The 12,366-nt window shown below is 63.9% G+C and carries 14 protein-coding genes; 1 reads left to right on the forward strand and 13 read right to left on the reverse strand.

The genetic code is table 11. From position 1 onward, the window contains the following. Positions 1-25: 25 nt before the first annotated feature. The 7 genes from adh to eno form a co-directional block, all read right to left on the reverse strand. Positions 26-1,543 (reverse strand): aldehyde dehydrogenase, encoded by a 1,518-nt coding sequence (gene adh / locus XH88_RS38715; protein WP_271673403.1) that lies wholly within the window; start codon positions 1,541-1,543, stop codon positions 26-28. 250 nt (positions 1,544-1,793) lie between these two features. Continuing rightward, positions 1,794-2,753 carry a GAF domain-containing protein gene (locus XH88_RS38720; protein ID WP_271673404.1) on the reverse strand — a complete coding sequence of 320 codons (960 nt, stop codon included), beginning with the start codon at positions 2,751-2,753 and terminating at the stop codon, positions 1,794-1,796. A gap of 222 nt (positions 2,754-2,975) precedes the next feature. After that, the gene (locus XH88_RS38725; RefSeq protein WP_027529774.1) at positions 2,976-3,293 is read right to left on the reverse strand and encodes an FtsB family cell division protein; all 318 of its coding nucleotides are present in this window, start codon (positions 3,291-3,293) and stop codon (positions 2,976-2,978) included. Positions 3,294-3,475: 182 nt separating this feature from the next. Further along, the gene (locus tag XH88_RS38730) at positions 3,476-4,027 is read right to left on the reverse strand and encodes an NADPH-dependent FMN reductase (RefSeq protein ID WP_271673405.1); all 552 of its coding nucleotides are present in this window, start codon (positions 4,025-4,027) and stop codon (positions 3,476-3,478) included. A 183-nt stretch (positions 4,028-4,210) separates the two neighbouring features. Beyond that, entirely contained in the window at positions 4,211-5,206 is a 996-nt protein-coding gene (locus tag XH88_RS38735; RefSeq protein WP_271673406.1) for an MBL fold metallo-hydrolase, read from the reverse strand. A 112-nt stretch (positions 5,207-5,318) separates the two neighbouring features. Further along, complete coding sequence (locus XH88_RS38740; protein WP_271673407.1) at positions 5,319-6,458, reverse strand: zinc-binding dehydrogenase; 1,140 nt, start codon at positions 6,456-6,458, stop codon at positions 5,319-5,321. Positions 6,459-6,490: 32 nt separating this feature from the next. Then, complete coding sequence (gene eno, locus XH88_RS38745) at positions 6,491-7,774, reverse strand: phosphopyruvate hydratase (RefSeq protein ID WP_271673408.1); 1,284 nt, start codon at positions 7,772-7,774, stop codon at positions 6,491-6,493. Between the two features lie 112 nt (positions 7,775-7,886). Here eno and queF point away from each other — a divergent pair, with 112 nt between their 5' ends. Next, positions 7,887-8,363, forward strand: coding sequence for a preQ(1) synthase (queF, locus tag XH88_RS38750; RefSeq protein ID WP_271673409.1), 477 nt, complete (start codon positions 7,887-7,889; stop codon positions 8,361-8,363). 17 nt (positions 8,364-8,380) lie between these two features. On the opposite strand, the gene XH88_RS38755 is transcribed toward queF, so the two are convergent. The 6 genes from XH88_RS38755 to XH88_RS38780 form a co-directional block, all read right to left on the reverse strand. After that, the gene (locus XH88_RS38755; protein WP_271673410.1) at positions 8,381-8,884 is read right to left on the reverse strand and encodes a DUF3471 domain-containing protein; all 504 of its coding nucleotides are present in this window, start codon (positions 8,882-8,884) and stop codon (positions 8,381-8,383) included. A gap of 64 nt (positions 8,885-8,948) precedes the next feature. Continuing rightward, positions 8,949-9,221 carry a hypothetical protein gene (locus XH88_RS38760; RefSeq protein ID WP_271673411.1) on the reverse strand — a complete coding sequence of 91 codons (273 nt, stop codon included), beginning with the start codon at positions 9,219-9,221 and terminating at the stop codon, positions 8,949-8,951. Positions 9,222-9,245: 24 nt separating this feature from the next. Further along, positions 9,246-9,686, reverse strand: a complete 441-nt coding sequence (locus tag XH88_RS38765; RefSeq protein WP_271673412.1) for a serine hydrolase domain-containing protein — start codon at positions 9,684-9,686, stop codon at positions 9,246-9,248. A gap of 154 nt (positions 9,687-9,840) precedes the next feature. Continuing rightward, positions 9,841-11,052: an MFS transporter gene (locus XH88_RS38770; RefSeq protein WP_271673413.1), complete on the reverse strand. Its 1,212-nt coding sequence runs from the start codon at positions 11,050-11,052 to the stop codon at positions 9,841-9,843. Further along, entirely contained in the window at positions 11,052-11,903 is an 852-nt protein-coding gene (gene kdsA, locus XH88_RS38775; protein WP_271673414.1) for a 3-deoxy-8-phosphooctulonate synthase, read from the reverse strand. Before kdsA ends, XH88_RS38770 begins: the two co-directional genes overlap by 1 nt. 129 nt (positions 11,904-12,032) lie before the next feature. Next, a complete protein-coding gene (locus XH88_RS38780; RefSeq protein WP_271673415.1) occupies positions 12,033-12,359 on the reverse strand; it encodes an NIPSNAP family protein in 327 nt (108 codons plus the stop codon). Between the last annotated feature and the right edge of the window lie 7 nt (positions 12,360-12,366).

The raw sequence follows: 12,366 nt of genomic DNA on the forward strand, positions 1-12,366 counted from the left end.
GCGCTGCCCTGCCCGGACTGCCCGATCAGAAAAAGCCGAGCTTCTTCGGGCTATAGCTGACCAGGAGGTTCTTGGTCTGCTGATAGTGATCGAGCATCATCTTGTGGGTCTCGCGACCGATGCCCGACTGCTTGTAGCCGCCGAACGCCGCGTGCGCGGGATAGGCGTGGTAGCAGTTGGTCCACACGCGGCCCGCCTGGATGGCCCGGCCGAAGCGGTAGCAGCGGTTGGCGTCACGGCTCCAGATGCCGGCACCGAGACCGTAGAGCGTGTCATTGGCGATCGACAGCGCCTCCTCGTCGGTCTTGAAGGTCGTGACCGACACGACGGGCCCGAAGATCTCCTCCTGGAAGATCCTCATCTTGTTGTTGCCGTGGAACACCGTCGGCTGGATGTAGAAGCCGCCGGCGAGATCGCCGGAGAGGTTCGCGCGCGCACCGCCTGCCAGAACCTTGGCACCTTCTTGCTTGCCGATGTCGATATAGGAAAGAATTTTCTCCAATTGCTCGCTGGAGGCCTGTGCGCCGATCATCGTCGCGGCATCGCGCGGATCACCCTGAACGATGGCAGCCACGCGCTTGAGAGCGCGCTCCATGAAGCGGTCGTAGATGGACTCGTGCACCAGTGCCCGGCTCGGACAGGTGCAGACCTCGCCCTGGTTGAGCGCGAACATGACGAAGCCCTCGACAGCCTTGTCCAGGAAATCGTCGTCCTCGGCCAACACGTCCTTGAAGAAGATGTTCGGCGACTTGCCGCCGAGTTCGAGCGTGACCGGGATCAGGTTCTGGCTGGCATATTGCATGATCAGCCGGCCCGTCGTGGTCTCGCCGGTGAAGGCGATCTTGGAGATGCGGGGACTGGAGGCGAGCGGCTTGCCGGCCTCGAGGCCAAAGCCGTTGACGATGTTGATCACGCCGGGCGGCAAGAGGTCGCCGACGAGCTCGGCCCAGACCAGGATCGAAGCCGGCGTCTGCTCGGCGGGCTTGAGCACCACGCAATTGCCGGCGGCGATCGCAGGCGCGAGCTTCCAGCAGGCCATCAGCAGCGGGAAGTTCCAGGGGATGATCTGGCCGACGACGCCGAGCGGCTCGTGGAAATGATAGGCGACGGTGTCCTGATCAATCTCGGAGAGATTGCCTTCCTGCCCGCGAATGGCACCGGCGAAGTAGCGGAAGTGGTCGATCGCCAGCGGCAGGTCGACGGCGCGGGTTTCGCGGATCGGCTTGCCGTTGTCCCAGGTTTCTGCGATCGCGAGCCGCTCGAGATTCTCTTCCATGCGATCGGCGATCCTGTTGAGGATGATCGCGCGTTCGACGACGCTGGTGCGTCCCCAGGCGTCCTTGGCCGCATGCGCAGCGTCGAGCGCAGCTTCAACGTCCTGCGCGTCGGAGCGGGCGATCTTGCAGACGACCTGCCCGGTCACGGGCGAGGCGTTGTCGAAGTACTTGCCCGCGCGCGGTGCCACCCATTTGCCGCCGATGAAATTGTCATAGCTTGCGGCGAACGGATTCTTCGTGAGATTGAGGAATTCCACCTTGTTCATGTTCACTCCCGTTGTTGCTGTTTGCGCAAATTCGTCGCGTGCTCGCGACTTGCGCCGACGATCTCGCGGGAGGCGATTTCTGTCAGCCCGGGCGGACGCGATGGTGGAGCGGACCTGTCGCAGTTCTGCGACAGTCGTGGGCGGAGTCCTTCTCGTGCCCCGGACGCGCAGCGACGCGCTGCGCTGCGTCCGGGGCACGGGGCCTGACTTTGTACCGACAGCGCGATGGAGGCCGAGGAAGCAGCAGCGCCTAGTGCTTCAGCTCGAACCGCTTCAGCTTCCGGTGCAGCGTGGCACGGCTGACGCCGAGGGCCCTGGCGGCCGCCGACACATTGCCGCCGGCGCGCAACAGCGCACGCTGCAACACCGCGCGCTGACTGCCGTCGAGATGATCATGCCCGGGTTCGCCGCCAAGCAGGTCGGCTGCGGGCACCGGCTGCATCGGGCGGCCCGGTGCAATCCCGAGGGCCGCGCGCGCGGTCCGCGTGGCGCCGATCACGAGATCGTCCGCATCGACCGCAACGAGGCCGCTGCAACTGCCATCCGCAGCTTGCGTCAGTACGATGCGGGCATGGGCAAAGGCACGGCGAAACAGGTCAGCCTCGATACGCCTGGCGGCTTCACCGGCCGCCAGCGCGATCAGGCTGGAGAAGGCGTCGGTGCGGTCGGCGCGGCAGGAGGAGACGTCGAGCACGCCGGCAAAGGCCGCCTCATGATCGTAGATCGGAACGGCCGTGCAGCTCAGCAGGGTATTGCGGGTGAAGAAATGCTGGTCGCGATCGATCGTCAACGGGCGCTGCTCGACGACGCACGTGCCAATGCCGTTGGTGCCCTCATGCTCCTCGCTCCAGAGCGCACCGGTCCACAGGCCCCAGGACTGAAATGTCGAATCGTCGGCCGGTGTACCGCGGCGGTCCACCGGAACCCCCTCGCCGTCGGCAAGCAACACGCAACAGCCGCTCGCGCCGACCGCCTGATAGAGCCGGTCCATGGCGCCTTGCGCGGCGGCCAGCAGCGGCGCGATGCGCTCGCGCGCCTGTCGCAGCTCGGCGTCGCTCAGCCGCAGCGGCTCGCTGCGGCCGGCGGGATCGAGATGATGCAGTCGGGAGGACCGGCGCCACGAGGCCACGAGCGCGGACCGAGCCGCCTGGCCTGATGCAATAGCGGCTTCGACACGAGCCGCGTGATGCCGGGGCATTGACCCATCCATCACTGTTTCCTCCGGAAAGCAGTCTAGGTGGCGCCTGGCACAACCAGATTGATCTCCGTCAACCTTTGGCGGCATCGCGGCGCCAACAAGCATTGCCTCCCTTGCCACATCGGCGTCAAGGCGGCGTTCGGCCGTGGCTCTACGACCTTCGGAATAGCTGGCAGCCGCATCGGGAATCCGGCAGGCGCCTTTCGCCGCCCGTTTCGGATCGCGCGGACTGGGCTAATTCTGCGGGATCATCCGAACGAGATCGTGCGGATTGACGTAGTCGAGCTGGAACCGGGCCCGCTCGTCCAGCATGTCGGGGTCGATCTTCTCGGTCCGCAGCAGTGAGACGCGCTGCTCGCTGCGGGCGCGCTCGCGCTTGAGCTGGGCGAGCTCGCTGGTCAGCGCGATGATCTCCTGGTCGAGCTCCTGGCGGGCGTTGAGGCCATATTTGCCGGTATAAGCGTTGACGCCGAAATAGCCGACGATGGCGGCCGCCATCGCATAGAGGGCAAGGCCGGTCAGGATCGATTTGAGGCGGGCGCGCGAGACCATCATGGCAAGATGGGCCAGCTTGGTTAAGGGAGTGCTAAGGCACCTGCCCGTTCGTGGTTCTGCCGATCCCATCGTCATGGCCGGACTTGTCCCGGCCATCGACGTCCAGGGCCACGAAGAACGTGGATGCCCGGCACAAGGCCGGGCATGACGCAGAGATGGGCAAACTTAGGCGGAAAGCCTCAGCCGTGGTGCTTGGCAACGTGCGCGGCGAAAGCGTCGAGGTAGGCCTGGAGCACGGTCTTCAGCGAGTCCTTGCTCAGGTTGCCCTCGGCATCGAAGGCATCGCCGACCGCGTTCAGATAGGTTTCGGGCTGCTGCATGATCGGGCCTGAAATGCCCGGCAGGATATTCTGCAGCGTCTTGGCGGCGCTGACGCCACCGAGCGGCCCCGGCGAGTTGGAGATGATGCCGACCGGCTTGCCGTTGAACGAGCTCTTGCCATAGGGCCGCGAGGCGACGTCGATGGCGTTCTTCAGCACGCCCGGGATGGCGCGATTGTACTCGGGCGTGACGAAGATAACGCCGTCGGATTTCTGCAGCTTCTCGCGGAATGCCAGCCAGTCGGCAGGCGGCGCGCCCTCGAGGTCCTGGTTGAAGAAGGAGATGCCCGCCGGCGTGACGACTTCGAACTTGAGCGATGTCGGCGCCAGCTTGGCGAGCGCGTTGGCGATCTTCAGCGAGAAGCTGTCCTTGCGCAGGCTGCCGGCGATCACGACGATGTTGTAGGCCATGGTTTGTCCTTGAAACCTTGAGGGGGGTAGTGCCGAGGGCACTTAAGCCATCCGGGCCGATGGATGCAAGTGCATGAATTGGCCCGATTTGGAAACGCTGCGTTTCCCGAAAGCAGATCGTTGCCCAAAAACAATCGGACCGCCAAGTGGCGGCCCGATCTTCAGGCAAATCCGCAATTCGGATCAGATCCTCGGATTCCAGGCCGACGGGATCAGGCGATATTTTGCGCCATCCTTCTCGACATGGCCGACCGAGGGGAAGGTGAAGTGGAAGCCCACCACGGTCGCCTTCTCGGCCGCCGCCATGTCGTAGAACTTATGGCGGGTCTGCTGCGCAAGCGCGCCATCGGTGTCGAAGACAACATGCCAGTCCGGGTTGCGCAGGAACAGCTCCGGAATGTTGGTGACATCGGATTGAATCAGGACCTTCTTGTCGCCCGAGGCAACCGCAAATGAGGTGTGACCGGGCGTGTGGCCTGGTGTCGCGATCGAGGTGATGCCTGATACGACCTCCTTGCCCCATTCGTACTTCGTCACCTTGGACTCGATGCCCGCGAAGGTCTTCTTCACGTTGGCGAAGTAGTTCTTCATCATGTCGCTGGAGGCCTTGCCCGCGTTGTCCTCGCTGGCCCAGAACTCCCAATCCTTGATCGGCACCATGATTTCGGCATTCGGGAAGGCCATCGAGCCGTCCGCCAAACGGATGCCGTTGGTGTGGTCCGGATGCAGATGCGATAGCAGCACGACGTCGATGCTCTTCGGGTCGACGCCGGCGGCCTGGAGGTTTTGCAGGGTGCGGCCGACCGCGCCCTTGCTCGGCTCCAGATTGGCCACGCCGTTGCCAGTGTCGATCAGCACGAGCTTGGAGCCGGTGTTGATCAGCTGCGGATTGAACGGCACCGTGACCATGCCCTTGGGCATGTAGGCGGCGTCAGCAGCGGCGAGCGCCTCCTCTTTCGGAATGTTGACGACGAACTTGTCCGGCATCGGGAAGCTGCGCGCACCGTCATTGATCGAGGTGCACTCGAAGCTGCCGACCTTGTAGCGATAGAAGCCCGGCGCCTGCGCGCCGGCTTGCAGCACCGCGGCATTGCTTACGGTTGGTCGCAATCCCGTGGCGGCGGCCGCGCCGACGGCGGCCGCACCTGCAAGCAGATGACGGCGATTAAGATCGGTCATGGAGATATCCCCTTCTGAGCGCGTTGCGGTTTTTCCGCGTTCAACGGCGGCGGAATAATCTGCCGCTTCGCTCAGAAGGCAAGACCTGTTTTGGGTGACTAGCCGCCGCTGATCACGACAATTTATTTGGGTTGATGAGGAATTTTTCGCCGGTGGCACGTTTGGCGTACACCGCAATGTTGGCGGGATCGAGCGCCTCCTGGAGCGACACCACCTTGGTGTAGTGGCTGGCAAAGGTGGTCTTCAATTCACTCACGACACGCTGACGCAGCCGTCCGATGTCAGCAGGCCCGATCTTCTGCAGGAACGGAGTGAGCAGCCAGCCGCCGACGCCCCAGGCCATGCCGAAGCCGCGCGGCAGTTCGATGGGCCGGATATCGAGCGCGCCATAGACATAGACCTGCTTGTGCACGCTGGAGCCATAGCGGCTATATTCCTTCGCGGTCTTGTTGATCGCGATTTCCATGCAGTTGAGGATGTCGCCGGCAAGCTTGCCGCCCCCGATGGCGTCGAAGGCGATCGTAGCGCCGGTCTCGATCAGCGCATTGGTGAGATCGTCGAGAAAGCTTGGCACGCTGGAATCGACGACATACTTGGCGCCGATCTTCTTCAGGATCTCCGCCTGCTCCTTGCTGCGCACGATGTTGACCAGAGGGATGCCGTCCTTGATGCAGATCTTGTTCAGCATCTGGCCGAGATTGGAGGCGGCCGCGGTGTGCACCAGCGCCTTGTGGCCTTCGCGCCGCATCGTCTCGGTCATGCCAAGCGCTGTCAGCGGATTGACGAACCACGACGCGCCTTCCGCAGCCGTGATGCCCTCGGGCAGCGGCTGGCAGTCCCGCGCCTTCAAGGTGCGGTACTGCGCGTACATGGCGCCGCCGATCATCGCGACCGTCTTGCCCATCAGCGCCTGCGCAGCATCTGACGAACCGGTCTTGATGACGACGCCGGCGCCCTCATTGCCAACAGGCAAGGACTGGTCGATCCGCGCGCCCATGGCGCGCATTGCACTGTCAGGCACCTTTGCGGTGATGACCGGTGCATCCTTCGTCCCGAACGCTTTGGCGGTGCTCATGTCGGCAGCGCCAACCAGCAGGCCAAGGTCGGACGGGTTGATCGGCGCCGCCTCGATGCGGACGACGACCTCATCGTCCGCCGGCTCGGGGGTCGGCACGTCGACAAGCGAGATCTCGAGCTCTCCGCTCGTCTTGATCAGCGAACGCAGTTGCAGTCCGGTCTTGCCGTCGCTCATGTCGATCCTCCCTGTGTTCGCGAGGCGCCGGCTTATGCCAGCGCCTTCAGTGCCGCCTTGCCGCCGTAGAGCGCCTGCTTGCCGAGCTGCTGCTCGATACGCAGGAGCTGGTTGTATTTGGCGGTGCGATCGGAACGCGCAAGGGAGCCGGTCTTGATCTGACCGCAATTGGTGGCGACCGCGAGATCGGCGATGGTGGAATCCTCGGTCTCGCCGGAGCGGTGCGACATCACGGAGGTGTAGCCGGCCTTGTGCGCCATCTCGACGGCGGCGAGGGTCTCGGTCAGCGTGCCGATCTGGTTGACCTTGATCAGGATCGAGTTGGCTCGGCCCGCCTTGATGCCTTCGCCCAGGCGCTTGACGTTGGTAACGAAGAGATCGTCGCCGACCAGCTGGCACTTCTTGCCGATGAGATCGGTGAGCTCCTTCCAGCCGTCCATGTCGTCCTCCGACATGCCGTCCTCGATGGTGACGATCGGATAGCGCGAGACGAGGTCGGCAAGGTACTTGGCCTGCTCGGAGATCGAGCGGGTCTTGCCCTCACCCTCATAGACGTACTTGCCATCCTTGAAGAACTCGGTCGAGGCGCAGTCGAGGCCGAGCACGATGTCGGACCCTGCCTTGAAGCCGGCCTTGCCGATCGCATTCATGACGAACTCGAGCGCGGCATCCGCCGACGGCAGGTTCGGTGCGAAACCGCCCTCGTCGCCGACATTGGTGTTGTGGCCGGCCTTCTTCAATTCCGACTTCAGCGTGTGGAACACTTCCGCACCGTAGCGCAGGCCTTCAGCGAAGGAGGACGCGCCGACCGGAAGGATCATGAACTCCTGGAAGTCGATCGGGTTGTCGGCGTGCACGCCGCCATTGATGATGTTCATCATCGGCACCGGCAACAGCCGCGCCGAAGTGCCGCCGACGTAACGATAGAGCGGCATGTCGAGCGAGTTCGCGGCCGCCTTGGCGCAGGCCAGCGACACGCCGAGGATGGCGTTGGCGCCGAGACGGCTCTTGTTCGGCGTGCCGTCGAGCTCGATCATGATCTGGTCGATCTGAGCCTGCTGCTCGACATCGAGGCCGCTCAGCGCCTCGAAGATTTCGCCGTTGACGGCGCCGACCGCCTTGGTCACGCCTTTGCCGAGATAGCGCGCCTTGTCGCCGTCGCGCAGCTCGACGGCCTCATGGGCACCGGTGGAGGCGCCAGACGGCACCGCGGCGCGGCCGAGCGCGCCATCTTCCAGCACGACATCGACCTCGACGGTGGGGTTGCCGCGGCTATCGAGAATTTCGCGTCCGATGATGTCGATGATGGCGGTCATGGGGGCCTCTTTTCGGGAAACAAAGGGGGCAGTTCGCGGGTGCTTCTACCGCAATGCATCGAAGCGGAAAAGGCCGGGTGACGGCCGCTGAATCATTGGCTATGAGGACCTCATGTCGAAAAAACCCAGCAAATCGAACAACTCACCTGCATTGCAGCTCGGCCGTGCCGTGGAATGGCCTGATGCGCCCGAGAAGGCAAAGCTCGACCGCGTGCCGAATCCCCAAGCCGGAACCGATTATCTGGTCCGTTTCACCGTGCCGGAATTCACCTCGCTCTGTCCGGTGACGGGACAACCCGATTTCGCCCATCTGGTGATCGACTATGCGCCCGGCCCGTGGCTGCTGGAGTCGAAATCGCTCAAACTCTACATCGCGAGCTTCCGCAATCACGGTGCCTTCCACGAGGATTGCACCGTCATGATCGGCAAGCGCATCGCCGCCGAGATCAAACCGAAATGGCTGCGTATCGGCGGCTACTGGTATCCACGCGGCGGCATCCCGATCGACGTGTTCTGGCAGACCGGTCGCGTGCCGAAAGGCCTGTGGGTGCCCGAGCAAGGCGTCGCGCCGTATCGCGGCCGGGGGTAAAGGCCGGACGACAGGCTTCAGCCCGTTCTGTCCCGAACGAACTGCGCTGTACCGAACCAATCCGACCATACCAGCCCGTTGACGATGCCATTCTCGGCTGTGAACCGCACCCGGGCACGATCGCCACGCGGCTCCCGCGGAATCGCGAGGCGTACCCACGCCATCGAGTCGCGCTCGCCTTGATATTCGAAGCCGATCGCCGAATAACGCATGAGCGGCCCATCAAAACCGGAGAGATGCTCGATCTGAAACCACAGATGGTCGCCGCGGGAGTCGATGCGCAACACGCCGAATCCGGGATGCCGAAACGTGCCGCTGAAGTCGTCCAACCGCAGGCCTGATGACGATATTGGTCGATCCTCCCGCTCCTGCACAAAGCTGGCGATGCGATCGTTCAGCTCGCACTGATCGAGCCGATCGATCTCGGCAATCCAGTCGAGCGGAGTTTCGCCGCGACAGCGCTGGATGATGTGGTTGGTGATGGCGAAATGGGCCCTCCCGATGCCCAAATTCGTGACCACGAAAACTCCGGTCCCGGCCTCAAGATCGCACCAGATGTTGGCGCGAAACCCGCGCTGGGCCCCCTCATGCTGGACGCGCCGGTTGCGGACGTACCCAGCCAAGACCATAACCGTCGTCGAGGCGGCGGTCGCGCTTGGCGATCTGCAGCAGATGCGTCTCCGCGATCGCCGACCCGTGTGCTTGTCCGCCGAGATGGTAAGCGAGCCAGCGCGCCGCATCCCGGGCGCTCATCATTATGCCGAGCGCGCCAAGGAGATTGTCGGTAGCCATTGCTGGAACGGGCCGCACCTCACCGTCGATCGGAATGCGGTGCCGCAACGTTGCCAGCGGCAACATCTGAGCCACCGATCCCACTAGCGATCATGCCCAGGGGACGCAGGATGTGCTGTGCGCCCGCTGCAGGAGATCGGACCGGCTCAGGTCGGAGCCGTATTCGCCGACACTGGCGCGCGAAAGCCCGGTGCGGTTCGCCAGGAGATCGCGGATCGTGACGTGATCGCTGATCCAGTGATCGTAAAGCCCAACGTCCGGCAAATAGCTGCGAACGCGATCATCCCAACAGAGCTCGCCTTTGTCGACCAACGCGGCCGCAACTGCTGATGTGAAGGCCTTAGTGCAGGAGCCGATCGCGAACGCAGTATCGATATCGACGATCGCGCCGCTCCCGAGACAGCGTACACCGTACGCACCGACGTGAACGACGTGCCCGCCGCGGACAGCTGCGACGGCGACACCTGGCACCTGATAATGCCGGCGCACATCCTCGACGAACCGGTCGAGGCCGGCGAATTGTGAGCTCACGGTGCACCTCTCATCAGCAGGCGATCGCAACGCCCGCACAGCGTAGTGGTGGCAATGCACCGGGATCAACAATTTTGGATTGTTTCTGCGAGATAACTGACCCGGGCAGAAGCGCAACCGCGCAGCCGCAAGGTGGAAAAATACGGCCCTTCCGCTAGGCGCGCGCGTCGGACGGTGCACGCGGCATGAGCGACCAGGCGCAAACGAGGCCCAGCACCACCATGATCGCGGCGCTCACAAGCAGCGTCGGCACTTTGCCGCCATGCTGGAGGCTAAGGCCATAGGCCAGTGGTCCGACGGTTTGCCCCATGAAGAAGAAGAACGAATGCAACGACATCGCCGTCGCCCGCGCTCCGATCGACAGCTCGCTGGCGAACACCTGCAAGCAGCCATGGATCATGTAGAAGCCCCAGCCCATCGCCAGCAGGCTGAGGAATTGCAGCTTCCAGCCTGGGCCAAAAGCCAGCAGCGCGAGCTGCAGCGCCACGATGCCGCCGCCGGCGATCATCATGCCCTTGACGCCGAGTCGCGGCAGCATGCGCGACACGGTGAAGGTGTAGAGCAAGCCGCCGACCGCAAAACCCGCGATCACGATGCCTGCGATCGACAATGATTTCTCGCCGAGATCGAACAGGAACGCGGCGATGAAGGGAAACAGGCCGAACACGCAGCACCCCTCGACGAACACGGCCGAGTAGCAGTAGCGCGTGTTGGGATTGGCGAAGATGGTGCGGTAGCCCTGCCGCAGCGTTTTCAGGTCGGTCTTCGGCGGCGGCGTCAGCGCGGCGCCACGAAACCCCGCGGCGACGGCGATGGCCGCAATCAGGCCGAGCGCGCCCAGAATCACGAGTACGCCGCGCCAGCCGATGAAATCGCCGATGATGCCTGACGCGGACGCGCCGAGCAGATTGCCGGTCATCGAGCCCGCCATCGTGCGCCCGATCGCGACCTGTCGCTTGGCCGGTGCAACGAGGTCGGCAGTCAGGCCGAGCGCGACGGGAAATACGCCGCCGGAGGCGATGCCGGCCAGGATGCGGGTCGCAAACAGCTCAGAGAACGTGCTCGCAAGCGCGCCGAGAATGCAGGCGACGCCGAGCAGCGCCAGGCACAGCGTCATCAAGCGCGCCTTGCCGAACAGATCGGCGGCCGCGCCGATCGCCGGCTGCACCAGCGCATAGATCAGGGCAAAGCCGGCCGCGATGCTCGCAGCCGTGGTGATGCTGATCGCAAAATCCTCAGCAACGTGCGGCAGCACGGGGTCGAGCGCCCGCGTCGACAAGGCCGCCGAGAATCCGGCGAGCGCGATGATGTTGATCGCGGGCGGAAACTTCTGCTCTTGGGGCGGCCTGGTCACAGGCTGGTGCATCAGCGCGTGAAGCTTTTGGTCACTGCATCGAACGCCATCAGCGTGCGGATCAGCTCTTCGAATTGATGCAACGGCACCATGTTCGGCCCGTCGGACGGCGCACGATCCGGATCAGGATGGGTCTCGATGAAGAGCCCGGCGACACCGACGGCCACGGCAGCGCGCGCGAGCACCGGAACGAATTCGCGCTCGCCGCCGGAGGAAGCCCCCTTCCCGCCCGGCTGCTGCACCGAATGGGTGGCATCGAAGATCACAGGCGCGCCCGTCGTACGCGCCATGATCGGCAGCGCGCGCATGTCGGAGACCAGCGTGTTGTAGCCGAACGAGACGCCGCGCTCGGTGACGAGCACGTTGGGATTGCCCGCGCTGGTGATCTTGGCAACGACATTCGCCATGTCCCAGGGCGCGAGGAATTGCCCCTTCTTGACGTTGACGACCTTGCCGGTTGCGGCCGCGGCCAGCAGCAGATCAGTTTGCCGGCACAGGAAGGCCGGAATCTGCAGGACATCGACGGCCTGCGCCACCTCGGCGCATTGCGCGGCATCGTGCACGTCGGTCAGCACCGGCAGGCCCAGCGAGGACCGGATCTCGGCAAAGATCGGCAGCGACTGCGCGAGCCCGAGACCACGCGCAGCCGACGCGCTGGTGCGGTTCGCCTTATCGAACGAGGTCTTGTAGACGAGGCCGATCTTCAGCCGCGCGGCGATCTCCTTCAGCGCGGAGGCCACCTCCAGCGCGTGCTGACGGCTCTCGAGCTGGCACGGCCCGGCAATGATCGAGATCGGCAGATCATTGCCGAATTTGACCGAACCGACGGTGACGACCGGCGCTGCAGATTGACTGGTGCTCAAGACACAAAATCCGTGTTTCGGCGCGACCATAGCGGCCGAATGGGTGGGATCAACCCCATTCGGCCCTAGCGTTCGAATAGCTGACCTTCGAATATCAGGGTTGCCCTACAGCCCTGTCCGGAAGGATCGCTATTTGACCGAAGAGAAAGCCGTCGGCTTCAGAATCTGGCTGACGATGTTGGCCACGATCTCGCCATCGGCCACCGATTTGGCGCTCCCCTCGAGCCATTCCGGATCGGCCACGAACGCACCCCATTTCTTCTCGCGCTCGGCAAGCGACTCCCATGCCAGGAAATAGGTCAGCTCCTGGTGGGACTCGCCGATCAGCGTGGTGAAGAACCCGGCCTGCTTGATGCCGTGCTTCTCCCAGATCTTGAGCGTGATGGTCTCGAACCTCTTCAGCAGCGCCGGCAGGCGGCCCGGCACGCAGCGGTACTGGCGCATTTCGTAGATCATCTGAGCT

This window comes from Bradyrhizobium sp. CCBAU 51627 (assembly GCF_028128765.1).
GTDB lineage: Bacteria > Pseudomonadota > Alphaproteobacteria > Rhizobiales > Xanthobacteraceae > Bradyrhizobium.

What these genes read in the sequence shown, in the direction of transcription:
- XH88_RS38770 (WP_271673413.1), bottom strand. Translation starts at nt 11,052, where the DNA reads ATGCACCAGCCTGTGACCAGGCCGCCCCAAGAGCAGAAGTTTCCGCCC.
- XH88_RS38760 (WP_271673411.1), bottom strand. Translation starts at nt 9,221, where the DNA reads ATGTTGCCGCTGGCAACGTTGCGGCACCGCATTCCGATCGACGGTGAG.
- XH88_RS38740 (WP_271673407.1), bottom strand. Translation starts at nt 6,458, where the DNA reads ATGAGCGACGGCAAGACCGGACTGCAACTGCGTTCGCTGATCAAGACG.
- XH88_RS38725 (WP_027529774.1), bottom strand. Translation starts at nt 3,293, where the DNA reads ATGGTCTCGCGCGCCCGCCTCAAATCGATCCTGACCGGCCTTGCCCTC.
- XH88_RS38720 (WP_271673404.1), bottom strand. Translation starts at nt 2,753, where the DNA reads ATGGATGGGTCAATGCCCCGGCATCACGCGGCTCGTGTCGAAGCCGCT.
- queF (WP_271673409.1), top strand. Translation starts at nt 7,887, where the DNA reads ATGTCGAAAAAACCCAGCAAATCGAACAACTCACCTGCATTGCAGCTC.
- XH88_RS38735 (WP_271673406.1), bottom strand. Translation starts at nt 5,206, where the DNA reads ATGACCGATCTTAATCGCCGTCATCTGCTTGCAGGTGCGGCCGCCGTC.
- eno (WP_271673408.1), bottom strand. Translation starts at nt 7,774, where the DNA reads ATGACCGCCATCATCGACATCATCGGACGCGAAATTCTCGATAGCCGC.
- XH88_RS38730 (WP_271673405.1), bottom strand. Translation starts at nt 4,027, where the DNA reads ATGGCCTACAACATCGTCGTGATCGCCGGCAGCCTGCGCAAGGACAGC.
- adh (WP_271673403.1), bottom strand. Translation starts at nt 1,543, where the DNA reads ATGAACAAGGTGGAATTCCTCAATCTCACGAAGAATCCGTTCGCCGCA.
- XH88_RS38780 (WP_271673415.1), bottom strand. Translation starts at nt 12,359, where the DNA reads ATGATCTACGAAATGCGCCAGTACCGCTGCGTGCCGGGCCGCCTGCCG.